At 67.8% G+C, this 22,833-nt stretch carries 19 protein-coding genes and 2 tRNA genes; 13 read left to right on the forward strand and 8 right to left on the reverse strand.

Translation table 11 applies throughout. The annotated features are described in order from the left end of the window. The first annotated feature begins 181 nt into the window (after positions 1 to 181). The 3 genes from cimA to B0F77_RS00500 all read left to right on the forward strand — a co-directional run bounded on the left by cimA (position 182) and on the right by B0F77_RS00500 (position 3,267). Positions 182 to 1,771, forward strand: a complete 1,590-nt coding sequence (gene cimA / locus B0F77_RS00490) for a citramalate synthase (RefSeq protein ID WP_245847739.1) — start codon at positions 182 to 184, stop codon at positions 1,769 to 1,771. A 10-nt stretch (positions 1,772 to 1,781) separates the two neighbouring features. Then, positions 1,782 to 2,540, forward strand: coding sequence for a fumarylacetoacetate hydrolase family protein (locus B0F77_RS00495; RefSeq protein ID WP_086660716.1), 759 nt, complete (start codon positions 1,782 to 1,784; stop codon positions 2,538 to 2,540). A gap of 67 nt (positions 2,541 to 2,607) precedes the next feature. Beyond that, complete coding sequence (locus B0F77_RS00500) at positions 2,608 to 3,267, forward strand: response regulator transcription factor (RefSeq protein WP_086660717.1); 660 nt, start codon at positions 2,608 to 2,610, stop codon at positions 3,265 to 3,267. Positions 3,268 to 3,283: 16 nt separating this feature from the next. On the opposite strand, the gene B0F77_RS00505 is transcribed toward B0F77_RS00500, so the two are convergent. Next, complete coding sequence (locus tag B0F77_RS00505) at positions 3,284 to 4,540, reverse strand: FAD-dependent oxidoreductase (protein ID WP_086660718.1); 1,257 nt, start codon at positions 4,538 to 4,540, stop codon at positions 3,284 to 3,286. Positions 4,541 to 4,918: 378 nt separating this feature from the next. Between B0F77_RS00505 and B0F77_RS00510 the strand changes: the two genes are divergently transcribed. The 3 genes from B0F77_RS00510 (at position 4,919) to B0F77_RS00520 (ending at position 6,074) form a co-directional block, all read left to right on the forward strand. Then, complete coding sequence (locus B0F77_RS00510) at positions 4,919 to 5,656, forward strand: HAD family hydrolase (protein ID WP_245847740.1); 738 nt, start codon at positions 4,919 to 4,921, stop codon at positions 5,654 to 5,656. Positions 5,657 to 5,806: 150 nt separating this feature from the next. Further along, positions 5,807 to 5,878 (forward strand) — tRNA-Gln (locus tag B0F77_RS00515). 123 nt (positions 5,879 to 6,001) lie between these two features. Beyond that, a tRNA-Glu gene (locus B0F77_RS00520) sits at positions 6,002 to 6,074 on the forward strand. 244 nt (positions 6,075 to 6,318) lie between these two features. On the opposite strand, the gene B0F77_RS48875 is transcribed toward B0F77_RS00520, so the two are convergent. Further along, the gene (locus B0F77_RS48875) at positions 6,319 to 7,422 is read right to left on the reverse strand and encodes an SHOCT domain-containing protein (RefSeq protein ID WP_211293608.1); all 1,104 of its coding nucleotides are present in this window, start codon (positions 7,420 to 7,422) and stop codon (positions 6,319 to 6,321) included. 177 nt (positions 7,423 to 7,599) lie between these two features. Beyond that, complete coding sequence (locus B0F77_RS00530) at positions 7,600 to 8,301, reverse strand: IclR family transcriptional regulator (RefSeq protein WP_166043375.1); 702 nt, start codon at positions 8,299 to 8,301, stop codon at positions 7,600 to 7,602. 73 nt (positions 8,302 to 8,374) lie between these two features. On the opposite strand from B0F77_RS00530, the gene leuC reads away from it, so the two are divergent. From leuC to B0F77_RS00545, 3 genes are all read left to right on the forward strand, one after another. After that, on the forward strand, positions 8,375 to 9,781 hold the full coding sequence (gene leuC / locus B0F77_RS00535) for a 3-isopropylmalate dehydratase large subunit (RefSeq protein ID WP_086660720.1): 1,407 nt from the start codon (positions 8,375 to 8,377) through the stop codon (positions 9,779 to 9,781). Between the two features lie 2 nt (positions 9,782 to 9,783). After that, positions 9,784 to 10,386, forward strand: coding sequence for a 3-isopropylmalate dehydratase small subunit (gene leuD / locus B0F77_RS00540; protein WP_086660721.1), 603 nt, complete (start codon positions 9,784 to 9,786; stop codon positions 10,384 to 10,386). Between the two features lie 186 nt (positions 10,387 to 10,572). Continuing rightward, positions 10,573 to 11,223 (forward strand): HU family DNA-binding protein, encoded by a 651-nt coding sequence (locus tag B0F77_RS00545; RefSeq protein ID WP_086660722.1) that lies wholly within the window; start codon positions 10,573 to 10,575, stop codon positions 11,221 to 11,223. A gap of 773 nt (positions 11,224 to 11,996) precedes the next feature. On the opposite strand, the gene B0F77_RS00550 is transcribed toward B0F77_RS00545, so the two are convergent. After that, entirely contained in the window at positions 11,997 to 12,914 is a 918-nt protein-coding gene (locus B0F77_RS00550; protein WP_245847747.1) for an NUDIX hydrolase, read from the reverse strand. Beyond that, positions 12,914 to 15,202 (reverse strand): RNA degradosome polyphosphate kinase, encoded by a 2,289-nt coding sequence (locus B0F77_RS00555; protein WP_211293609.1) that lies wholly within the window; start codon positions 15,200 to 15,202, stop codon positions 12,914 to 12,916. The genes B0F77_RS00550 and B0F77_RS00555 overlap by 1 nt, the downstream gene beginning before the upstream one ends. 313 nt (positions 15,203 to 15,515) lie before the next feature. Here B0F77_RS00555 and B0F77_RS00565 point away from each other — a divergent pair, with 313 nt between their 5' ends. Continuing rightward, positions 15,516 to 17,051 (forward strand): LVIVD repeat-containing protein, encoded by a 1,536-nt coding sequence (locus tag B0F77_RS00565; protein ID WP_143466509.1) that lies wholly within the window; start codon positions 15,516 to 15,518, stop codon positions 17,049 to 17,051. On the opposite strand, the gene B0F77_RS00570 is transcribed toward B0F77_RS00565, so the two are convergent. From B0F77_RS00570 to cofC, 3 genes are all read right to left on the reverse strand, one after another. Next, entirely contained in the window at positions 16,970 to 18,139 is a 1,170-nt protein-coding gene (locus B0F77_RS00570; RefSeq protein WP_086660726.1) for an acyltransferase family protein, read from the reverse strand. The two genes, B0F77_RS00565 and B0F77_RS00570, sit on opposite strands and share 82 nt — an antisense overlap. Before the next feature lie 149 nt (positions 18,140 to 18,288). Further along, entirely contained in the window at positions 18,289 to 19,263 is a 975-nt protein-coding gene (locus B0F77_RS00575; RefSeq protein ID WP_086660727.1) for a hypothetical protein, read from the reverse strand. A gap of 53 nt (positions 19,264 to 19,316) precedes the next feature. Then, positions 19,317 to 19,940 carry a 2-phospho-L-lactate guanylyltransferase gene (gene cofC / locus B0F77_RS00580; protein WP_086660776.1) on the reverse strand — a complete coding sequence of 208 codons (624 nt, stop codon included), beginning with the start codon at positions 19,938 to 19,940 and terminating at the stop codon, positions 19,317 to 19,319. An 80-nt stretch (positions 19,941 to 20,020) separates the two neighbouring features. Here cofC and B0F77_RS00585 point away from each other — a divergent pair, with 80 nt between their 5' ends. The 3 genes from B0F77_RS00585 to B0F77_RS00595 are packed head-to-tail and all read left to right on the forward strand — an operon-like array spanning position 20,021 to position 22,802. Continuing rightward, entirely contained in the window at positions 20,021 to 20,725 is a 705-nt protein-coding gene (locus B0F77_RS00585) for a lysophospholipid acyltransferase family protein (protein ID WP_245847741.1), read from the forward strand. Between the two features lie 2 nt (positions 20,726 to 20,727). After that, complete coding sequence (locus tag B0F77_RS00590; protein WP_086660728.1) at positions 20,728 to 21,738, forward strand: NAD(P)H-dependent glycerol-3-phosphate dehydrogenase; 1,011 nt, start codon at positions 20,728 to 20,730, stop codon at positions 21,736 to 21,738. Then, the gene (locus B0F77_RS00595; RefSeq protein ID WP_086660729.1) at positions 21,735 to 22,802 is read left to right on the forward strand and encodes a cystathionine gamma-lyase; all 1,068 of its coding nucleotides are present in this window, start codon (positions 21,735 to 21,737) and stop codon (positions 22,800 to 22,802) included. Before B0F77_RS00590 ends, B0F77_RS00595 begins: the two co-directional genes overlap by 4 nt. Positions 22,803 to 22,833 lie beyond the last annotated feature (31 nt).

Genomic DNA, 22,833 nt, shown 5'->3' on the forward strand with positions numbered 1-22,833 from the left:
AGATTTCCTCCCGTGGCTTGGTACGCGGTGGCGAGGTGTGGCAGCATCCCGGACATGGCTCAGCACCTCGCCATCATTATTGACGAGCGCGTCGGGTAGTGCCGCCCCTGGCACCCGACGCGCAGACCTCTCGCATCCCGCGGGGGGTCTTTTTGTTTGCCCGGATGAGGAGATGACCCCCATGGCCGGCCCGACCGACGACTTCCACGTCTACGACACGACGTTGCGCGATGGCGCACAACGTGAGGGCATTTCGTACTCCGTCACGGACAAGCTCGCGGTCGCGCGCTTGCTGGACGGGTTGGGCGTCGGGTTCATCGAGGGCGGCTGGCCCGGCGCCATGCCGAAGGACACGGAGTTCTTCGCGCGGGCGGCGGCGGGGGATCTGGAGCTCAAGCACGCCAAGCTGGTCGCGTTCGGGGCGACGCGCAAGGCAGGGGTCAAGGTCGAGGAAGACCCGCAGGTCAAGGCGCTGCTGGACGCTCAGGCGCCGGTCGTCACGCTGGTGGCGAAGTCGGACCTGCGTCACATCGAACGAGCGCTGCGCACGGACACCGAGGAGAACCTCAAGATGGTGCGCGACACCGTCAGGTTCCTCAAGGATCACGGAAGGCGGGTCTTTCTCGACGCCGAGCACTTCTTCGACGGGTACGCGTTCTCGCCGGACACCAGCCTGAGGGTGCTGGAGTCCGCTGTGGAGGGTGGCGCGGACGTCGTTGTGCTGTGCGACACGAACGGCGGGCAGTTGCCGTTGGGTCTCGCCGAGACGGTCGCGGAGGTCATCGAGAAGACCGGTTTCCGAGTAGGGATTCATTGCCAGGACGACACGTCCTGCGCGGTGGCGAACACCCTCGCGGCCGTTCAGGCGGGCGCGACGCACGTTCAGTGCACCGCCAATGGTTATGGCGAGCGAGCAGGCAATGCGGACCTGTTCGCCGTCGTGGGAAACCTCGTGACCAAGTTCGGCATGGACGTGCTCCCGATCGGGGCGCTGGCCGAACTCACCCGTGTCTCCCATGCGTTGGCCGAGATCGCGAACATCGCACCCGACACCCACCAGGCTTATGTCGGGTCGTCAGCATTCGCTCACAAGGCGGGTCTGCACGCGAGCGCGATCAAGGTGGATCCGGAGCTGTACAACCACATCGATCCGGACATCGTCGGCAACGACATGCGGGTGCTGGTCACCGAGATGGCCGGTCGGGCGAGCATCGAACTCAAGGGACGTGAGTTCGGGCTCGACCTGGCCGGCCGGTCAGCGGAGGTCGGGAGCGCTCTCAAGCGGGTGAAGGAACTGGAGGCGAAGGGCTGGTCGTTCGAGGCCGCCGACGCGTCGATGGAACTGCTCCTGCGCAACGAGCTGTCCCAACTGGACACTCCTCCCTTCACACTGGAGTCCTACCGGGTCGTACTGGATCACCGCTCGGACGGCGAGATCGTGTCCGAGGCCACGGTCAAGGTGCACGTGGCGGGGGAGCGGGTCATCGCGACCGCCGAGGGCAACGGTCCCGTGCACGCTCTGGACGCGGCCCTGCGCAAGGCGTTGCTGCCGCACCTGTCCTGGTTGGACACAGTGGAGCTGGCCGACTACAAGGTGCGCATCCTCACCGAGCACCCCGGCACGGACGCAGTGACGCGCGTCCTCGTGGAGTCGACCGACGGCGAACGCGAGTGGACCACCGTGGGTGTGCACGGGAACATCGTCGAGGCCTCCTGGCTGGCGCTGTGTGACGCACTGGTGCACAAGTCGATGCGATCCAAGCCCGTCTAAGGTGTAGTACGTGCGTATTGCCAGGATCGCTCATCCACAAGGTGTTGCTTTTGTCGCCGTTCACGGCGAGGAAGCCGCAGAGATCGCCGAACACCCCTTCGGCACGCCCACGTTCACCGGTCGCAAGTGGCCGTTGGCAGACGTCAGACTGCTGGCGCCGATCCTGCCGACCAAGATCATCGGCATCGGTCGCAACTACGCCGACCACGCGGCCGAGCTCGGCAACGAGGTTCCCGCGGAGCCGTTGGTCTTCCTGAAGCCCAACACCTCGGTGATCGGGCCGAACGTCGAGATCAAGATCCCGCCGGCGTCCGAGCGGGTCGACTTCGAGGGCGAGCTGGCCGTCATCATCGGCCAGCCGTGCCGGGACGTGCCCAGGGCGAAGGCTGCCGGCGTTGTCATGGGTTACACCATCGCCAACGATGTCACCGCGCGCGACCTGCAGAAGAAGGACGTGCAGTTCACGCGTGCCAAGGGCTTTGACACGTTCTGTCCGATGGGTCCGTTCATCGAGACCGAGTTCGACCCCTCCGATGTCCGCGTTGTCACGGAAGTTGACGGGGAAGTCAAGCAAGACGGACGTACTTCGTTGATGGTGCACGACATTCCGTCGCTCATCGAGTACGTCTCGGCCGTCATGACGCTGCTTCCCGGCGACGTGATCCTCACCGGGACGCCGGCGGGCGTCGGGCCGATCAGGGCCGGACAGACGGTCTCCGTGACGGTGGACGGCCTCGGCACGCTCACCAATCCGGTCGCAAATAGGTAGCCGTACGGAGCAATCCAGCGCCCGGCAGGTTACGCACTCGGGTACCCGCTAGTAACTTCCCGGTGTCATGACGGACCTGGCGTCCACCCGTGTGTTGCTCGTCGACGGATCGCAGCTCATCACCGAGGGGCTGCGGATCTCGCTGCACCGCACACATTGCTTCCGCGTTGTGGGTATCGCCCACACCGTGGCCGACGCTGCGCGCGTTCTGCGTGGCGTCCAGGTGGACCTGGTCGTCACGGACTTCGACGTGCCGGGCGCCGGTCCGCTGCGCACCGTGCGGGACACGGCGCAGTTCCGGCCGACCGCCCGGGTCGTCGTGCTGTCCAATGCGGACAGTCCGAGCTGGGCCCGTGCCGCGCTGGACGCCGGCGCCGTGGCCTACCTGCTGAAAACCTCACCCGTGGCCGAGTTGCTGCCGCTGATCGCGGCCGCCGTGCGGGGTGCTCCCGCCGCGATCGACGCACGGGTGGGGTCCCTGGCCCGCCTACCTGCGCGGATGCCCCCGCCCGCGTCGCTCGGCCAGCTGTCGGCACGCGAGTTCGACGTGCTGGCCGAGATGGCGAAGGGGATGGACAACGCGCGCATCGCCCAGCGGCTCTTCATCAGCAACGACACCGTGAAGACCCACGTGAAGGCGATCCTGCGCAAGCTGGGCGCTCGTGACCGCGCCCACGCCGTGGCGATGGTGCTCGGCGAATCGTCCGAGGTGTTCGTCACCACCTAGTGCCGCGCTAGAGCCGTCACGACCTGGCGATCGTCTGCGGCTTCCTGCGCGCGAACTCGGGCGCGTGTTCCGGGCGCGGCCCGATCGCGATCACGTAGGCCGGCACCGCCTGCAGGAACGGCAGCTTCTGCGCGACCTTGAGCATGAACGGCATGCCGGTGCTGGAGACCGTCTCGGTGCTGTTGAGCTTGCGGCCGAGGAACAACCGGTGGATCACCCGCTGGAAGGTCTGGATCACCACGGTCGGGAACAACCGGCGCCTGCGCACCTTCGCGAGCGCCGCGCCGCTGACCGTGCCCTCCCGCAACGGCTTCGCGAGCAGTCTCGCCGTGGCGACCGCGTCCTGCACGGCCAGGTTGATGCCGACGCCGCCCACGGGTGACATCGCGTGCGCCGCGTCACCGATGCACAGCAGCCCGTCGACGTGCCAGCGCCGCAACCGGTCCAGCTTCACGTCGAGCAGCTTCGCGTCGTCGACGCTCCTGATGTGGTCCACCCGGTCCGCGAGCCACGGGACGAGCGTGACGACGCGTTCCCGGAACTTCTCGACGCCCTCGGCGCGCACCTTCTGGTCAGTTCCTTTACGGATCAGGAAGGCGCACTGGTAGTACTCGTTGCGTGGAATGAGCACCATCGCGCTGCCCGCGCTGAACCGGCCGGCGCCGCCCTTGACCGGGTCGCTCTCGTTGCGCGGCAAGCGGAACCACCACACGTCCATCGGCGCGCCGAAGCGGTAGACCGGAAGTTCCACGGCGTCGCGCAGGATCGAGCCGCGCCCGTCCGCCGCGACGACCAGGTCCGCGGCGATCTCGCCCTCGTTCCCGTCGACGCGGTCGCGGTACCGCACACCCGTGATCCTGTTGCCGCTCTTGATGATTCCGGTGACCTCGGTGTTCATCCGCAGCGTGAACGTCGGCTCCAGCCTGCCCGCGTCCGCCAGCAGGTCCAGGAAGTCCCACTGCGGCACCATCGCGATGCGCTTGTTCGCACCGGGAAGCCGGCTCAGGTCGGCGATCGTGGCCTTGGCGCCGCCGTCGAGCAGGGCCTCGATCTTGTCGACGTCCTGGTGCGGCACCTGCTCGAACGCGGGCCCCAGCCCCAGTTCGTCCATCAGCGTGAGCGTCGACGCGTGCACCGTGTCGCCGCGGAAGTCGCGCAGGAAGTCGCCGTGCTTCTCCAGCACCGTGACCTCGACGCCACCGCGGGCCAGCAGCAGCCCCAGCACCATCCCGGCAGGTCCGCCTCCGACGACGAGGCAGGTTGTCCTCTCCATCTCGATCCCCTCATTTCAACCTGTGTTGAATAAACTCAGCATGCTCTTGATCGCCGTTTGCGTCAAGCCGAGTTCCGTGTGGCGCCGCTCTCTCGGCGCCGAAGTCCTCTGTGGACGGTCTGGGAAACCAGGCCTCGAAACGATTGCGGCTGGTGCACGATCTGGTTTCGGGAGCTAAGGTGTCGCGCTCGCGGAACCGCCCGTTCGGGCAGGGGCCTGAGTAGGCGAACAACACTCGACCGGGTGATTGCAATCAGCGCTTGGAGGAGCGTCACTGGTTCGTTCGGGGCCTCAAGGTCCGCTTGATCGTGCAAGGACCTATAGGAATCACCTCGTTAGCCGAATCGGACGAGGGCCCCTCGCACCTAACCTTCCGGGGTGACAACTGCGTCCCCGACTTTCACGCGTAAGAGAACCGGCGAGATCCGCGCTGTGTGCCTGGACGTCGACGACACACTTGTCGACTACAGCACTTCCTCGCGTGCCGCGTTGGCCTCGATGGTCGGTAACGCCGACGCCTGGTCGTTGTGGCAGCGAATCACCGACGACCACGTGACCCGCCAGCTCGCCGGTGAGCTCAAGTACGAGGCGATGCGCAACATCCGCACACAGGCCTTCTTCGCCGCCCTGGGCGAGGAGCTGACGCTGGCCGAGGCCACCCGTCGCGAGCTGGCCCGCCAGGAAGTCCTCTCGGCCGGCTGGTGCCTGTTCCCCGACGTGATCCCGATGCTCGACTGGCTGCGCGCCACGGGCCTCCCGATCGCCGCGATCAGCAACGCCTCCGGCCTGCACCAGCGCGTGAAGATCGCCCAGCTGGGCCTCTCGGGATACTTCGACGCCGTGTTGATCGCCGGCGAGGTCGGCTGTGCCAAGCCGGACCGCGTGATCTTCCACACCGCCTGCCTGGCGCTGGGGGTATCGCCGGGCGACACCGTCCACGTGGGAGACCGCCTGCACGCCGACGCGATCGGCGCGCGTGACGCCGGAATGCACGGCGTCTGGATCAACCGGACGGGTCCGACCGGCGGCACGCTGCCCGCCGGACTGTCCTCGATCACGTCACTGGCGGAACTGCCAGAGCTCCTCGTGTGCGAGCTGTCGGCGGCCACCGCCTGAGATTGCCTCTGAGACCGGCCTCTACCTGCGTGTTTGCCTGCAGGTGGGGGCCGATTTCACTTCTGGTGGGGGCGTGGTCTAGTATTTCTCCCGGCAGCAACGAGCGCCTCGGAACTCCAAGCGAGAACCGAAGTCGATCGTGAAAGCCAATGGGGTATGGTGTAATTGGCAGCACGACTGATTCTGGTTCAGTTAGTCTAGGTTCGAGTCCTGGTACCCCAGCTGCTGAGAAGCAAACCGAGTGATAAGCTCGGAGAAGTTTCGAAGCTAGCTGAAAAGAACTAAATAGCCGGATTTGGACCGGACAGAGCGATCTGATAAGGTTCATCCAGCAAGAAGTTCTAGGGCCCCGTCGTCTAGCGGCCTAGGACGCCGCCCTCTCAAGGCGGTAGCGAGGGTTCGAATCCCTTCGGGGCTACAGAGGTGGGAGAGGCCTGTCAGCGGAAATCGCTGACAGGCCTCTTTCGCATTTGTCCTCTGGGGGCCGAGCCCCCAGACCCCCAGCCGGCGGGGCTTCGCCCCCCGGACCCCCCGTAGGTTTCCCAGCTGGGGTGTGGGGACTTCGCTTCGCTCGTCCGATCTTGGGGGGCGGTTCCGGAGGGCCAGAGGCGGTTTCGGAGGGTCAGAGGTGGTTCTGGAGGGTCAGAGGTGGTTTCGGAGGGTCAGAGGCGGTTCAGGAGTTCGGTTTTCTTGGATTGGAACTCCTCCGCGGTGAGAATGCCCGCGGCGTGCAGGTCCGCCAGTTTGGCTATCTGATCCAGCACGTCTTGCTGCGGCGCCGCAGCAGCTTCTTGCACCTGCATTGTGGCGTGGCGCACTGCTTCGCGGAGCGTTGACGTGAAATCGGGGAGATCGTCGACGTTGGTGAAGGTCGACGATTGGCCGCTGTGCAGGCGGACCGTCAGTTCGTTGGTCAGGAGATCGCGTTCCGCGCCCACGCTGACGATCGCGGTCAGCGGGAACTCCAGCGTCTGGTCCGACCAGAGGGCCTTGCTGAGGCCGATGAAACGGACCGGCGTGACCGCGATCATGCCCAGCTGGCCGTCGAAGCTCGCTCGGGTGGCCCGCAGCAGAGGCTCGTCCGGGAGCAGGGTCCTCGCCAGGGCCGGGATCTCCGCGGCGACGGTGCCCATGAACGTCGTGGCCATTGCGGCGGACACCACGTCGTCACGCGTGACGCCCTCGGAGGCGAGGTCGTGGCGGACCCGGTTGATCCGGTCCTGTTCGGCTGCTTCGGCTTCCTGGCGAGCCGCTGCCGCCCGGTGGGCGTCGGCTTCCGCGCGGCGGGCATCGGCCTCCGCGCGGCGGGCGGCTGCCTCCGCCTGTTGCCGGGCCATGCGTTCGTTCCGCTCCCGGGCGCTGTCCGCCAGACGTTGGGAGGCGGTCCTGCGCGGGGCGTCGTAGGCGACCGGGCCGGTGTTCGCGGAGCGGTTGTGGGCGATCGCGGCCTGCAGCCGGGCGTGCAGGCCGTCGAACGACCCCGTGTACTTCGACGTTTTGGGGAAAAGGAGGGTGTTGGGCTCGGTCGGCGTCATGCCGGCCGGCGGTTCGTCGTTCAGGACGAGCTGCATCATGGCCGGCACGAACCTGCCTCCGGGTTCCACGCGCAGCTCTGTGATCGCGGCCAGCGGAATGCGGCGGACGTCGTCCTTGCCGATCTTCTTCCTGGTGAGTGTCAGCACATCGCCGTCGATCGTGATTTCCGTCGACTGTGCTTTGAAGATCTCCATGTCCGCCCCCAGATCATGGCCGTCGTCACGCGGCACGGCCGATCATAGGGACGCGTGGAGAGAGATGTTCCGGCTTTCGGCGGATGCCGGGACCGTCATCTGTTGCGACAGACCGACACCGCGTGTCGTGAGCAACGCCACGGCGTGTCGTGCGGCTCAAACGACGATGGCCGCCCTCCCCGGCGGGAGAACGGCCATCGTGGCGTTAGTGCTTTAGAGGCGGCTTTGCAGGGCTTCGGCCGCAGCCAGTAGGTCGGCGGCCCAGCGTGCGCCGGGGCGGCGGCCCATGCGGTCAATCGGGCCGGATACGGACACGGCGGCGACGACCGCGCCGGAGGAGTCTCGTACCGGGGCCGAGACCGACGCCACGCCTGGTTCCCGTTCGGCCACGCTTTGCGCCCAGCCTCGACGGCGGACCTCGAGGAGCGTGCGTTCGCCGTAGACGGCGTCAGCGAGCACGGCGCGTTGGGTGCCGGGGTCTGCCCATGCGGCGAGGACCTTGGCGCCCGAGCCGGCGGTCATGGGGAGCCTGGCGCCGATGGGGACCGTGTCGCGCAGGCCGGAAGGCGGCTCCGCGGACGAGACGCAGACGCGTTGCATGCCGTCGCGCCGGTACAGCTGCACGCTCTCGCCGGTGATGTCGCGCAGCCGCGGCAGCACCGAGGAAGCCGCGTCCAGCAACGGGTCCGTCGCGCCGCCCGCCAGTTCGGCGAGTGCCGCGCCAGGACGCCAGCGGCCGTCGGAGCCCCTGCGCAGCAACCGGTGCACCTCCAGGCCCACGGCCAGACGGTGCGCGGTCGCTCGTGGAAGGCCGGTGCGATTGCACAACTCGGCCAGGCCACACGGATCTTTTGCTACGGCGTTCAACACGGCCACTGCCTTGTCCAGCACGCCGATCCCGCTATGCTGTCCCACAAGCCGATACTAACTTCCCAGACAGTGAGAAGTCCAGATCTGTCGGCACGTCCATGATGTGGGAGATGTCGCGATGAGCCGCACGCTCGCGGAGAAGGTGTGGGAGGCACACGTTGTGCGCCACGGCAGTGGTGCGGAGCCGGACCTGCTTTACATCGACCTCCATTTGCTCCACGAAGTCACCAGCCCCCAGGCGTTCGACGGGCTGCGCCTTGCCAACCGCAAGCTGCGCAGGGCCGATCTGACGATCGCCACCGAGGACCACAACGTCCCGACCATCGACATCGACAAGCCGATCGCGGACCTCGTGTCGCGCACGCAGGTCGAGACGCTTCGCCGCAACTGCGCGGAGTTCGGCGTGCGCCTGCACCCGATGGGCGACGCGGAGCAGGGCATCGTCCACGTGGTGGGTCCGCAGCTCGGCCTCACGCAGCCCGGCATGACCGTTGTGTGCGGTGACAGTCACACGTCCACGCACGGTGCGTTCGGCGCACTGGCGTTCGGCATCGGCACGTCCGAGGTGGAACACGTGATGGCGACGCAGACGTTGCCGTTGCGTCCGTTCAAGACGATGGCGATCACCGTCGACGGCGAGCTCGGTCCCGGCGTCACGGCGAAGGACATCATCCTCGCGGTCATCGCGAAGATCGGAACCGGTGGCGGACAGGGCTATGTGCTCGAGTACCGCGGCCGCGCGATCGAGAACCTCTCGATGGAAGCGCGCATGACGGTCTGCAACATGTCGATCGAAGCGGGCGCGCGCGCCGGCATGATCGCACCCGACGAGACGACTTTCGACTACATCTCTGGTCGTCCGCACGCACCGTCCGGCGCAGACTGGGACGCGGCCGTCGCCTACTGGAAGACGCTGCGCACCGACGACGACGCGACTTTCGACGCCGAGGTCCACATCGACGCGAGCGAGCTCACTCCGTTCGTCACCTGGGGCACCAACCCCGGGCAGGGTCTGCCGCTCGGCGCGAGCGTTCCCGACCCCGAGGCGATCGTGGACGAGAACGAGCGCGTGGCCGCCGAGAAGGCGCTGACGTACATGGGCCTCGAGCCCGGCACGCCGCTGCGCGACATCCGCGTGGACACGGTGTTCCTCGGTTCCTGCACGAACGGGCGCATCGAGGACCTGCGGGCCGCCGCGGACGTCATCAAGGGGAAGCACGTCGCTTCAGGAGTACGGATGCTGGTCGTGCCCGGTTCGATGCGGGTGCGCAAACAGGCCGAGGAAGAGGGCCTGGACAAGGTGTTCCTCGACGCGGGCGCCGAGTGGCGGCAGGCCGGCTGCTCGATGTGCCTTGGCATGAACCCGGATCAGCTCGCGCCGGGTGAGCGCAGCGCGTCGACCTCCAACCGCAACTTCGAGGGCAGGCAGGGCAAGGGCGGGCGGACGCATCTCGTCTCGCCGCTCGTCGCCGCCGCCACGGCCGTGCGCGGCACCCTCTCGGCCCCCGCAGACCTGGAGAACTGACCATGGATGCCTTCACCACCCACACGGGCGTCGGTGTGCCGCTGCGCAGGTCCAACGTGGACACCGACCAGATCATCCCGGCCGTCTACCTCAAGCGCGTGACCCGCAGCGGGTTCGAGGACGGGCTCTTCGCCGCCTGGCGCTCCGACGAGCACTTCATCCTCAACCAGGAGCCGTTCAAGGCGGGCAGCGTCCTCGTTGCGGGCCCTGACTTCGGCACCGGGTCCTCTCGGGAACACGCCGTCTGGGCGTTGATGGACTACGGCTTCCGGGTCGTCATCTCGTCCCGCTTCGCCGACATCTTCCGGGGCAACTCGGGCAAGCAGGGGCTCGTGGCGGCGCAGTGCAGCCAGTCCGATGTCGAGCTGCTGTGGAAGTTGCTCGAGTCCGAACCCGGCACGCCGGTCACCGTGGACCTCACCGACAAGACCGTTCGCGCCAAGGACTTGGTAGCCCCGTTCGAGATCGACGACTACACCCGCTGGCGCCTTCTGGAAGGCCTCGACGACATCGCTTTGACGCTGCGCCACGAGGCCGAGATCAGCGCGTTCGAGGGCAATCGCCAGACTTGGTTGCCCACAACGGATCCGCTTCCAGCGGTCTGAGAGGGGGCCGGATTCTCCCCTTGAGAGGGGCGAATCCGGCGCCTCCTGTCCCTCGAAGGGGCGCAATTAGCCACGCCACAACGAAAAATCTGGCGTGGCGATTGGTATTTCTCGCGTTTTGGGCCTACCGTTGCGTTCTAGTCGGCCCGACTCTTAGGGCCGTGAGCGTCCTGGGAGGGACTGACGGTGAATAAGGCCCAGCTCATCGAGGCGCTCGCCGAGCGCCTTGGAGACAAGAAGACCGCCGGCGCTGCTGTTGACGGCCTCGTGGACGTGATCGTCCGCAGCGTCAACAAGGGCGAGAAGGTCAACATCACGGGCTTCGGCGTCTTCGAGAAGCGCGCCCGTGCGGCTCGCACCGCGCGCAACCCGCGCACGGGCGAGACCGTGAAGGTCAAGAAGACCAACGTGCCCGCGTTCCGCCCCGGCTCGACGTTCAAGGACGTCATCAGCGGTGCGAAGAAGCTGCCGAAGGCCGTTGCGGCCAAGGCTGCCGCGAAGCCCGCCGCCGCAGCTGCCGCGAAGCCCGCGGCTGCCAAGGCTCCGGCCACGCGTGCGACCACGACGCGCGCCACCACCACGACGCGCACCCGCACGGCCGCGGCCGCCACCAAGGCGCCCGCGACCCGTCGCACCACCACGGCCGCCGCGAAGCCCGCTGCTGCCAAGGCGCCTGCGAAGGCGACCGCCACGAAGACCGCCGCCAAGCCGGCAGCGAAGGCGACCGCGGCCAAGAAGCCCGCCGCCGCCAAGACGACGGCTGCGGCGAAGCCCGCCGCGAAGACCACGGCTGCCAAGGCGCCCGCGGCTCGCAAGACGGCTGCCAAGAAGAAGTGAGACGGGCCTCCTGAGGGAGGCTGCGTCACTTCAGAACCACGCGGAAGGCCCCGGTGTGCGCACACCGGGGCCTTCCGCGTGCCTGGGGCAGGGTCGGAAGGCGCTGGCACGCCTGGGAAGCGTCCGGGGTGGCTGGGGAAGGTCATGGGGCGCAGGGGAGGCACGGCCCCCTGGTTCCGTCGTCCCAGGCGGGGTGGAGGCGTCCGGCGGAAGTCGCTGGTATGCCTGGGAAGCGTGGCGAGAAGCCGCTGACCAGCCAAGATGCCGCGCGGAGATCGCCTCGAAGCCGCTGGCACGCTTGGGAAGCGGCTGGGTTGCAGGGGAAGGTCATTGGGGCGCAGGGGAGGCGTGCCGCGCCTGCGGACCCGCCCCGGAAGAACCCCTGACCTGCCTGGCAGGCGGCCACCAACCATTCGTGGGCGCGCATGTGAGACACAAGTCGCGTCACGAATGTGAACGCGCGAACCCGGCCGGACAAAGGCCCGCCGCCGCCCTGGAACCGTCCCGGCCGCACCGCCCACTAGTGCGCCGCCCGCCAATTGCCGACCCGGCCGAGATGTTTGGCGCGGCGCCTTCAGGGACCCAATACGTATAACGCGCGAACGCCCGGGACCGGCCCGCGGAACGCCCTGCCCGCCAATAGAAATAACGCCGCCACGCCTGCGAACACCTCCGTCACAAGCGAAACCGCCGCCTCTCCGATCGACTTGGTTGCCAGAGGCGAACTTTTGTCGAGCCGGGGAGACGGCGGCTGAAAACGTCTGCAGCAGGCCTCAGGGACGCGGCAGCGCCGAGGCCAGGTAGTGCGCCGACACCAGGGTTGGCCAGCGCGAAGGTGAGTCCGAAGTGGACCAGGTGCCGAACGGCCTGGTGAAGGCCAGCACCCACACGCTGCCCTTCTTGCACGGGACCTCGTCGAGCCGCAGCCCGCCCAGATCGGCCAGTGACTGCACCACCGACGGGATCACGCCGCCCTGCGAGGACACGACGGCGCGGCCTTCCGCGGCGGCGACCTCCAGCAGGCGCACCAGACCGGCGTCCGGGTCGGGCCAGTAGCCCTCCTCGGACAACCGGGCCTCCTCGACCATGTCGACCGAGAGGTCCTCCGCCACGCCTCGCACGGTGTCCACACAACGCACCCTGGGCGCCGAGTGGACACGTGTCGGTGCCCACAGGGGCAACAACGACTGCAGCGCCTCGGCCTGCTTCCAGCCGGAGCCGGAGAGGGGGCGCAGGTCGTCATCGTCGTCCCACTCGGACCGCTTGCCCGCCTTCGCGTGCCGCACCAGCAACACCAGCAACAGGTCCGCTGGCAGCCGGCCGAACTCCGCCAGCACGTCGCGGTCGTGCGAGTAGGTCAGCAGCGAGGTGGCCTCGCCCACGGGCAGCCAGCGCAACGTGTCGACCTCGTCGTTGGCCACGAACGAACCCGAGACGGCCTCGGCGGCGAAGTAGTCGACGGTCTTGGCGTCGCCTCCCACCGAGTACGAGACCTGGCAGAGGAACCGGCCCAGCACGCACGAGTACCCGGTTTCCTCCAGGATCTCGCGCGCCGCGCAGGCGGGGATCGTCTCGCCCCGATCCAGCTTTCCCTTCGGCAGGGACCAGTCGTCATAACGCTGGCGGTGCACCACCGCGATTTCGACGTCGCCGTCGGCCTCGCGCCAGAGCACCGCCCCAGCAGCTTTGATCACCCAAGAGCTCCGTGCCTGTGCAGCAGTTCCATCTGATGGTCGCGGACCGACGAACCGTCGGACGGCGAGGCTTCCCATTCTCCGTCGGCGCGCAGCACCCAGCAGCGCGTCTGCGGGTCGAGCGCGGAGGTGAAGACGTCCGCGAGTTGCGCGGCCAGGCGGGGGTTGATGACGCGCACGGCCACCTCGACGCGGCGGTCCAGGTTGCGGTGCATCATGTCCGCGCTGCCGATCCAGTACTCGTCGCAGCCGGCGAAGTGGAAGATCCGCGAGTGCTCCAGGAACCGGCCGAGGATCGAGCGCACCCGGATGTTCTCCGACATGCCCTTCACACCCGGCTTCAGGCCGCAGATGCCGCGCACGACGACGTCGACGGGTACGCCGGCCTGGGAGGCGCGGTACAGCGCGTCGATCACCTGCTCGTCGACGAGCGAGTTCACCTTGATGCGCACGCCCGAGGTCTCACCCGCCTGTGCGCGCTCGATCTCCAGGTTGATCCGGTCCACGATGCCCTTGCGGACGCCGTACGGCGCGACCAGCAGCGAGCGGTACTCGTCCTGGCGCGCGTAGCCGGTCAACACGTTGAAGAGGTCCGTGAGGTCCGCGCCGATCGTCGGTTCGGCCGTCAGGATGCCGACGTCCTCGTACAACCGGGCGGTCTTCGGGTTGTAGTTGCCGGTGCCGATGTGGCAGTAGCGGCGGATCGTCGAACCCTCCTGGCGCACGACCAAAGAGGTCTTGCAGTGCGTCTTCAGGCCCACCAGGCCGTAGACGACGTGCACGCCCGCCTTTTCCAACGTGCGGGCCCACTTGATGTTCGCCTGCTCGTCGAAGCGCGCCTTGATCTCCACCAGCGCCACTACCTGCTTGCCCGCCTCGGCCGCGTCGATCAGCGCGTCCACGATGGGCGAGTCACCCGACGTGCGGTACAGGGTCTGCTTGATGGCCAGCACGTGCGGGTCGGCGGCCGCCTGCTCGATGAAGCGCTGCACCGACGTCGAGAACGAGTCGTACGGGTGGTGCACCAGCACGTCACCCTCGCGCAGCGTCGCGAAAACGCTCTTCGGCGTCTCGCGCTCACCGAACGCCGGGTGCGTCGCCGGCACGAACGCCGGGTCTTTCAACGTCTTGCGGTCGATGCTGTACATCTGCCACAGGCACGACAGGTCGAGCAGGCCGGGCACCGTGACGACGTCGTGCGGGTCGACTTCCATCTCCCGCAGCAGCAACTCGAGCATGTGCTCGGTCATGTCGTCGGCCACTTCCAGGCGCACCGGCGGGCCGAACCGGCGCCGCGCGAGCTCACGTTCCAGCGCCTGCAACAGGTCCTCGTCGCGGTCCTCCTCGACCTCGAGGTCCGCGTTGCGGGTCACGCGGAACGCGTGGCACTCGATGACCTCCATGCCGGTGAAAAGCTCGCCCAGGTGTGCGGCGATGAGTTCCTCCAGCGGCAGGAAGGTCGCGGAAGAGGACGAACGATCCGCCTCCACCCGCACCAGGCGCGGCACGTTGTCCGGCACCTTCACCCTGGCGAACCGCTCGCCGCCGCCTTCGGGGTCGCGCACGGTCACCGCGAGGTTCAGCGAGAGACCGGAGATGTACGGGAACGGGTGCGCCGGGTCGACCGCGAGCGGCGTGAGGACCGGGAAGACCTGCTCGCTGAAGTAGTTGGAGAGCCGCAACCGGTCGTAGTCCGTGAGGTCGCCCCACGCCACGATGCTGATCCGGTGCTCTTCCAGACCGGGCCTGATGTGGTCGAGGAACGCGCGGGCGTGCTGCTCGACGAGTTCCTGCGAGCGCTTGGAGATCGCCACGAGCTGTTCGAGCGGCGTGAGCCCGTCCGCGCTGCGCACCGTGAGACCGGTCTCCGCACGCCGCTTCAGGCCCGCGACCCGGACCATGTAGAACTCGTCCAGGTTCGAGGCGAAGATCGCGAGGAACTTCGCGCGCTCCAGCAGCGGCTGCGAGGAGTCCTCTGCCAGCGCGAGCACGCGGGCGTTGAAGTCCAACCAGGACAGTTCACGGTTGAAGTACCGGTCGTCCGGCAGATCGGTGGGCAGGATGCTCGACGTCACCGCGGGCGGCGCCGAGGGCACGCCGCGCAACGGAGCGGCCGCCGCGGCGCCTCGCTCGACCTTCGCCCGCGTCGTCGAAACTCGCCGGGTCGCCGCACGAGGCTGCTTGCGCGGGGTCGCCGCCTCCGCTTTCGAGGCCTTCGCGCCCGGCGTGCGGCGTCGGGATGGGGTCGCCTTGCCGTCAGAGTTCTCCGTGCTCACGCCCCGCATTGTTCCCCACTATCGCCGCGAGCGCCCCTGTCGAGAACGTCCGGCTGGTGAACTCCTCGTCACAGAACAGGCATGCGCAGGGCGGTGACCACCCCGTCAGGACTACGTTCGAGGGTCACTCGCTGCCCCGGACGCAGCATTCGCCAGCCACCCGCAGTGACTGCGGCCGCACTCACGTCGACAAGAACGCCGTCATCACGCAGGACTACGGCAGAGCCGTCACTGTTAAACGTAGACACCGTCGCCTGCACGGAGCAGAAGCCTAGACGTTCGGACCTACACGTCTCGTTCGGCGCGCTGCCAGGGTCGATCCATGAAGGTTATTGCCACATTGACCGCGGCAGCCCTGCTGGCCTTCACCACGGCAGGCTTGGCAACGGCTGCGGCGGCCGAACCCAAGACTCCCAAGGTGGACAAACCACGACTGCAGGCGGCGGCCAAGAACGTGCGCCTGAAGGCGACCCTGCCCGACACGGCGCGCGCGATTTCGATCGCGTTCGCCCAGTACGGGCCCCGCGACGTCGCGTTCGTCAGCCTGGAGACCGGGCTGAAGACGTTCGACGTCACCGATCTCGAGCACCCGAAGCTCCTCGACCACCTCACCAAGCAGGAGATGGCGCTGCCGGGCGACGACCCGACGAAGATCTTCTGGGAGAACGAGGACATCAACGTCGACCCGGTGCGCAAGCTCGCGTTCCTGGCGCGCGAGGTGAACTCGTTCGGGCGCACGCTGCCCGGCGACCGTCCGACCGGCAACTACATCGTGTCCGCTGTGGACCCGGAGAACCTCAGGATCCTGAGCTTCCACCGGCAGGACACCGGTCACACGACCACCTGCATCAACGACTGCCAGTTCCTGTGGACGGCGGGACGCGACCGTTCGGACGCGAAGACCGGGCGGATCTTCGTCACGGACATCCGTGATCCCAAGACCCCGAAGGAACTCCCGGTCTCGGTCGACGTCCGCGGCAAGGCGGGCGAAGGAAAGATCACGCACGACGTCCAGGTCGACGCCCAGGGCATCGCGTGGGTCGCGGGCGACAACGGCACCCGAGGCTATTGGACGCAGGGCTGGCACCGCGACCCGTTGAGCGGCAAGTTCCGCGAGGCGAAGGCGTGGGACCCGATCGCGTACGCGGGCGGCAACGTGCCGAAGGCGGACATGCCGACCTCGTTCACGCACAACTCGTTCCGCCCGGTCGGCAGGACGCTGTCCGACGGACCTCGTCCCACGCCCGAGAACCCGGCGGGCTCTCTGCTGCTGCACACCGAGGAGGCGTTCGGTTCTCCCACGTGCAAGACCGAGGGCCGGTTCGTCATCTCCTCGCTGCAGGGCACGCACAACGGTGAGGGCTGGGGCGAGCAGCCCAAGGAGATGAAGACGGTCGGCATCTGGAGCCCGGACGACCAGGAGGGCACCATCCCAGGTGACGTCGAGTGCTCCGCGCACTACTTCGACGTGAACAAGCGGATCGTCGCCTACTCCTGGTACGAGCAGGGAACGCGCTTCCTCGACATCTCCAACCCGGCCAAGCCGATCCAGATCGGGTACTGGCGGCCGGACTCGGCCGTGTCGTGGGCGCCGTACTGGCACAAGAACAGCGTCTTCATCGCGGACATCTCGCGCGGCGTCGAGATCGTGGCACTGGAGAAGGGTGCCTACGAGGCGCAGGAGAGCGGTACGAACGTCACGCTCACCACGGCGTACTCGAAGGAACTGGCCAGGGAGAGCGGACGCGACCGCGTGCCGCTCGCCCCGAACCCGTTCTACGGCTGGGCCTGCCCGATGGTCGCGAGCCGTGACGACTCGGCGGACTGCGGCGCGGGAGCCTGCGGCGCACCCTGCTGAGCGACTCCAGCCTTGACAGCGGCCTGAGCGCGCTGGCGGGTGATCACGCGGCGACCGAGGCCGATCATCGGGATCTCCACGGTCGCGTAGAGAACGCTCGCCAGCGCCAAGCCCAGTGCCGTGACCACGGCAGCCTGCCCGAGACCGGACAAAGCGGGCCAGAAGAACCAGATGACCGTCGCGGCGATCGTCTGCACCAGGTAAAGCGAGTACGAGCGCTCACCGACGAACTGCATCGGCTTCGTGGACAGGAAAGTCGTGGCCGGTCCTGGCGCGATCAGGGCGGTGAGCAGCACCGCCGTCGAGAGTGCGTACACCGGAATGACCAGCACGTGACCAGGAATTCCGTTGATCCCGTCGAGGAATCCGGCGATCGGCTTCACGCTCAGGTGCACGCCGATGAATCCAATCGAGACGATCACCTGCGTGACCGGATTCGTGAGTGGCCGCAACAGCGCGAATCCGCGCTGGCTGTGCAGGGCGACCGCGAGCAGAACACCGGTCAGGATCGAGAAGTAGTGCAGCGGCCAGCCGGGGTTGCTGTGCGACGTGGTGAAGTTGACGATCACGAGCGCGAGCAGCATGCCGAGGGCGGCGGCGCCGGCGCGGCGCCGGAGCACGACCGTGCCCAGCGCGATCGCCGCCAACGGCCAGACCAGGTAGAACTTCTGCTCGACACCCAGCGACCAGGACTGTCCGTACGGGCTGGCGCCGGCGAACTCGTTGGTGAAAGTCAGGAAGTACTTGAGCGCCGGGCCGATCCCGTTGCTGACGAACGTGCCGTACAGCGCCGAGCCCACCACCGTCACCAGCAGGATCACGAAGTACACGGGCAAAATTCTGAACGCCCGCCGCAGGTAGAACTCCTTGAGCGAAATCTGTCCGGTCCGCCGCTCCTCGCGCAGCATCAGCGTGGTGATGAGGAATCCGCTGAGGACGAAGAACATCTGAACGCCGGCCCAGCCCTGCAACCAGTCAGGGCCCCCGTAGTGGAAGAACACCACCAGCACCGCGGCAATGGCACGCAGGCCGTCGAGAGCGGGAAAGCGGCGCAACGCCAGGTAGTCGGCGTGCGTCAACAACTTCATGCAGGTACACCTCAGGGCAATGCGTCGGGGAAACGACGTCGGGGGTACGTCGTCAACATCAGGAGGTCATCGGGGGATACGGATGTAAAGGTGCCGGGGTTCCCCGTTACGTTGCTCGAACCAACTTTTTCGTGTTGTTCGTCACGGTGTTAACACTTGGACAACGGCGACAGTGAAGACAGCGGCGCGGATGAGGCAACACGCCATCCCTGCTGTGTAAGTGCTCCGCCGTGCACTTCCAGCCAGTAAGACTCTTCAGTGGTGTGCATCGTCGCGCCGCTGCGCATGTCCGTGACATAGGAAGACTCGGACTGCCACGAGACGAAGTCGCCGCTGACCCGCGGGAACACGATGCCTTCCGTCTTGGGCGCGGTCTTGATCCTGGCGAGCTCACGGGGTTCGGCCCAGCCGTCGCGCCAGCCGTACAACCCGCCGCCCTGCGCCCACACCACGGTGCGGCCGTCCGACGCGACGCTCGCGTCGGGTTCGGCGGTCGTCAGCTGCTCGGGCAACGCGTCGACGGCGCGGAACTTCCCGTCCTGCCGCCAGATGACCGCGTCACCCAGGAAGGCCGGCGACGAACCCCGGCCGACGACCTTGTCCTTCTTCTTCGCGAGGTCGTAGACGTGCACGCCCAAGCTGTCGGACCAGGCGGCCTTCCCGTTGTGCACCACGGCACCGGCGTCGCCGATCCGCACGGGCGCGCCGTCGTTGCGGGCGTCCCAGGCGTAGGTGGTCGTGGTGCGATCGGACGGGCTGGGGCTCGTGGAGAACGTCACCCAGCGGCCGTCGAACTCGACACCGAACAACTGTCCGTCGTCCTGCACGGCCATGACCTGCTGACGTTTCTTGCTGTCGCGCAGCACGAGTTCGGTGGTCCGGTTGCGCGTGGTCCTCACCAGCGTCGTGTCGCCGTTCTCGTTGGCGCCGACGACGATGACCTGCTCGTGCGAGCCCGCTTCCGTTCGCTCGCGGGACAGTCTGTCTTTCCACTCCTGGGGCAGATCCACGCGGCACGAGGTCAGCTTGCTCGGCGCGGTGTAGTCGGACGGCTGGTCAATCGGTACAACGGCGACACAGCCGGCGATGGCCGTGATCGCCGCCAGCGCGATGAGCGCTCGCATCAGTCTCCCAAGTCGTGATCACCCCGGTGACCCGGAAGACGCGTGGCGACTGCTCAGGTTGTCCAGGCGGGCAAGGCGTTCGCGGTGTGCACGCCGAGACCGAGCGTGAGAGCGAGCCGCAGATCTTCTTCCGTGTCCACGTCACAGCGCAGCGACGGCCACGGTCCGAACAGCGCGACCGCACCGGAAATCCGGTGGTGCCCGGCGGATCCGACGCCGAACCTCGGGTCGAGCTCGCCGCCGGGTGCGGCGAGGAGCAACGTCGTTCCGGTGCCCTGGCGGTCCGGGACGAACGCGCGTCGTCCGGCCGCCGCTTCGAGCGCGGCCTGGAGTTCGCCGGGCTTGAGCGCGGGCAGGTCGGCCTGGAGCGCGCCGATGCGAGACGACCGCAAAGTCTGCGCGCCGTGCAACAAAGCCTCGTTGAGTCCAGGCAGTGACGGCTCCGGAAGCGACTCGACGCCCAGCGCGGCCATTTCGGACGCCACCGCCGGGTCCGATGTGATGGTCACCACGCGACGAACGCCGGGCGTGGCCAGAGCGGCGCTCACCGTGTCCATCGCCAGCGCGAGCGCCAGCGCCGCGTGCGACACCGGATCTCCGCCTGTCGCGCTGGTCAGCCTGGTCTTGGCCCGGTCGAGCGTCTTGACCGGAACCACGAGGTCAACTTCATCCCGCACCTCGTCATAGTCCACGATTCGACGACTACTGTGCTCATGGGCGCAGTTCTTGCAGGTCCGGGAGTGAGGAGAGGGTCCACGTGGCCAAGGAGAAGGGCGGCTTCTGGGTCGGGGTCGCCGCGGCGATCGTCTACCCCATGTCGTTCGTGCTGGGCAGGCACCGGATCCTGCACGGCGACCGCATCCCGCGCCAGGGGGCGGCGCTGCTGGTGATGAACCACATCTCGCACCTCGACCCGTGCTACGACGCGGTGTTCGTGCACCGCAACGACCGGGTGCCGCACTTCCTCGCGAAGCACAGCCTGTGGAACGTGCCGATCATGGGCTCGATCCTGAAGGGCGCGAAGCAGATCCCGGTCTACCGGGGCACCACGGACGCGCAACAGAGCCTGCGCGCGGCGCACGAGGCGTTGGCGACCGGCCAGGTCGTGGTGATCTACCCCGAGGGCACCATCACCAAGGACCCGGACGGCTGGCCCGCCAACTCCCGCACCGGCGTGGCGCGGCTCGCGCTGCAGCACGACGGACCGGTCATCCCGGTCGCCCGCTGGGGCACCCTCGACCTCTACAACCACTACCAGAAGAAGTTCCGGCCGTTCCCGCGCAAGACGATCACCCACTTCGTCGGTGAGCCGGTCGACCTGTCCGCCTACCGCGGCCAGGAGGAGACGCTCCCGTTGCTGCGCGAGGTCACCGATCTTCTGATGAGCCACGTGAAGGACCAGCTCGCCGAGGTTCGCCAGCAGCCGGCGCCCGAAGGCTTCTACGGACCGAGGAAGGCCTGAACATGGCGATCGAACGCGTTGCGGTGCTCGGCGCCGGTTCGTGGGGCACGACGTTCGCGAAGGTCATCGCGGACTCCGGCCCCGAGGTCGTGCTGTGGGCGCGGCGTCAGGAGATCGCCTCGGCGATCACCGAGACCCGCGTGAACGCCGACTACCTGCCCGGCATCTCGTTGCCGGCCAACCTGGCGGCCACCGCCGACCCGGCGAAGGCGCTGGACGGCGCGGACGCCGTGATCCTGGCCGTGCCGTCGCAGACGTTGCGGGTGAACCTGTCGGCGTGGAAGGAACTGCTGCCGCCGGACGCGACCCTGGTGTCGCTGTCCAAGGGCGTCGAGCTCGGCACGCTGAAGCGGATGAGCGAGGTGATCCGCGAGGTCGCCGGCGTCGACGAGTCGCAGGTGGCCGTGGTGTCCGGGCCGAACCTGGCCAAGGAGATCGCCGTCGGGCAGCCGACCGCGACCGTCATCGCGTGCACGGACCACGACCGCGCGGTCGACCTGCAGCACGCGTGCTCGAACTCGTACTTCCGCCCGTACACCAACACCGACGTGGTCGGCTGCGAGCTGGGCGGGGCGTGCAAGAACGTCATCGCGCTGGCCTGCGGCATGGCCGCGGGCATGGGCTACGGCGACAACACGATGGCGTCGATCATCACGCGTGGTCTGGCCGAGACCGCACGGCTGGGCGCGGCGCTGGGCGCGGACCCGCTGACGTTCGCCGGTCTGGCCGGGCTCGGCGACCTGGTGGCCACGTGCGCGTCGCCGTTGTCGCGCAACCGGACCTTCGGCGAGCGGCTCGGCAAGGGCGAGACTCTGGAGCAGGCGCAAAAAGCCGCGCACGGTCAGGTCGCCGAAGGTGTGAAGTCATGTTCATCGATTCGTGAACTGGCACGGGCCAATGACGTCGACATGCCTATCACCGAAGGCGTACACATGGTGTGTCATGACGGGCTCAGCGCGCGCGATCTGGGGGCGGCGCTGCTTGGACGCGATCGGAAACACGAACGCCAGTGAACAACTCCTACGGTGACGGCACGCGGGTCGTGCACGCAGTTGACACTGCGCCGGGCGAACCGTTCGGTGCACAGCCGGTGTTCGCTTCGGTCTACCACCTCGGCGGCCAGGACACCTACGGCCGGACCAGCAATCCGACGTGGCGCGATCTGGAAGCCGCGCTGGGATCGCTGGACGGCGGTGAGTGCGTCGTCTTCCCGTCCGGGATGGCGGCGATCTCCACCATGCTGCGCACCTTGCTGTCCACAGGGGACACTCTGATGCTCCCGTCCGACGGTTACTACCTGTCCCGGCGGCTCGCGTCCGAAATGGACATCAACGTCGTTCAGGTGCCCACGGCCGGACCGTATCCGTCCTTCGAGGGCGTGCGGCTGGTGCTGCTGGAGTCGCCGTCGAACCCCGGTCTGGACGTGTGCGACATCGCGACGCTGGCCGACGCGGCGCACGCGGCGGGTGCGCTCGTGGCCGTGGACAACACGACGGCGACACCGTTGGGGCAGCGGCCGCTGGAACTCGGCGCCGACGTCGTGATGTCGTCCGACACCAAGGCCGTCGCCGGGCACAGCGACGTCCAGTTCGGACACCTGACGGCGGCTTCGCCGGACCTGGCCGCGTCGTTCCGGGACACGCGGGCGTTGCACGGCGCGATCCCCGGTCCGTTCGAGACGTGGCTGGTGCTGCGTGGCCTCGGCACCCTGGATCTGCGGCTGGAACGGCAGGCCAAGAACGCCGCCGCGCTGTACGAATTGCTCTCCGGCCGAGTCGCCGGGTTGCGTTGGCCGGGCGCCGCCGCCGACCCCGCACACCTGCTCGCGGCGCAGCAGATGCGGCGGTTCAACGGCGTGCTGACGTTCGAGTTGGAGTCCGCGGAGGCGGTGGAGGCGTTCCTCCGCAAGTCACGGCTCGTGACGGCGGCGACGTCGTTCGGCGGCCTGCACTCCAGTGCGGACCGGCGCGCCCAGTGGGGTGATCCGGTGCCGGCAGGCCTTGTGCGCTTCTCGGCCGGCTGTGAGGACACCCACGATCTGGTGATGGACGTGTCCCAAGCTCTGGGCCTGGATTGACAGAGGGTCCCGGTTCCGGGACCCTCTGCGT

It is taken from the genome of Lentzea kentuckyensis (assembly GCF_002150765.1).
GTDB lineage: Bacteria > Actinomycetota > Actinomycetes > Mycobacteriales > Pseudonocardiaceae > Lentzea > Lentzea kentuckyensis.

Excerpts from the sequence above, each read along its gene's own strand:
- cimA (WP_245847739.1), top strand. The coding sequence starts at position 182 with ATGGCCGGCCCGACCGACGACTTCCACGTCTACGACACGACGTTGCGC.
- B0F77_RS00500 (WP_086660717.1), top strand. The coding sequence starts at position 2,608 with ATGACGGACCTGGCGTCCACCCGTGTGTTGCTCGTCGACGGATCGCAG.
- B0F77_RS00505 (WP_086660718.1), bottom strand. The coding sequence starts at position 4,540 with ATGGAGAGGACAACCTGCCTCGTCGTCGGAGGCGGACCTGCCGGGATG.
- leuC (WP_086660720.1), top strand. The coding sequence starts at position 8,375 with ATGAGCCGCACGCTCGCGGAGAAGGTGTGGGAGGCACACGTTGTGCGC.
- leuD (WP_086660721.1), top strand. The coding sequence starts at position 9,784 with ATGGATGCCTTCACCACCCACACGGGCGTCGGTGTGCCGCTGCGCAGG.
- B0F77_RS00555 (WP_211293609.1), bottom strand. The coding sequence starts at position 15,202 with ATGCGGGGCGTGAGCACGGAGAACTCTGACGGCAAGGCGACCCCATCC.
- B0F77_RS00565 (WP_143466509.1), top strand. The coding sequence starts at position 15,516 with ATGAAGGTTATTGCCACATTGACCGCGGCAGCCCTGCTGGCCTTCACC.
- B0F77_RS00570 (WP_086660726.1), bottom strand. The coding sequence starts at position 18,139 with ATGAAGTTGTTGACGCACGCCGACTACCTGGCGTTGCGCCGCTTTCCC.
- B0F77_RS00575 (WP_086660727.1), bottom strand. The coding sequence starts at position 19,263 with ATGCGAGCGCTCATCGCGCTGGCGGCGATCACGGCCATCGCCGGCTGT.
- B0F77_RS00590 (WP_086660728.1), top strand. The coding sequence starts at position 20,728 with ATGGCGATCGAACGCGTTGCGGTGCTCGGCGCCGGTTCGTGGGGCACG.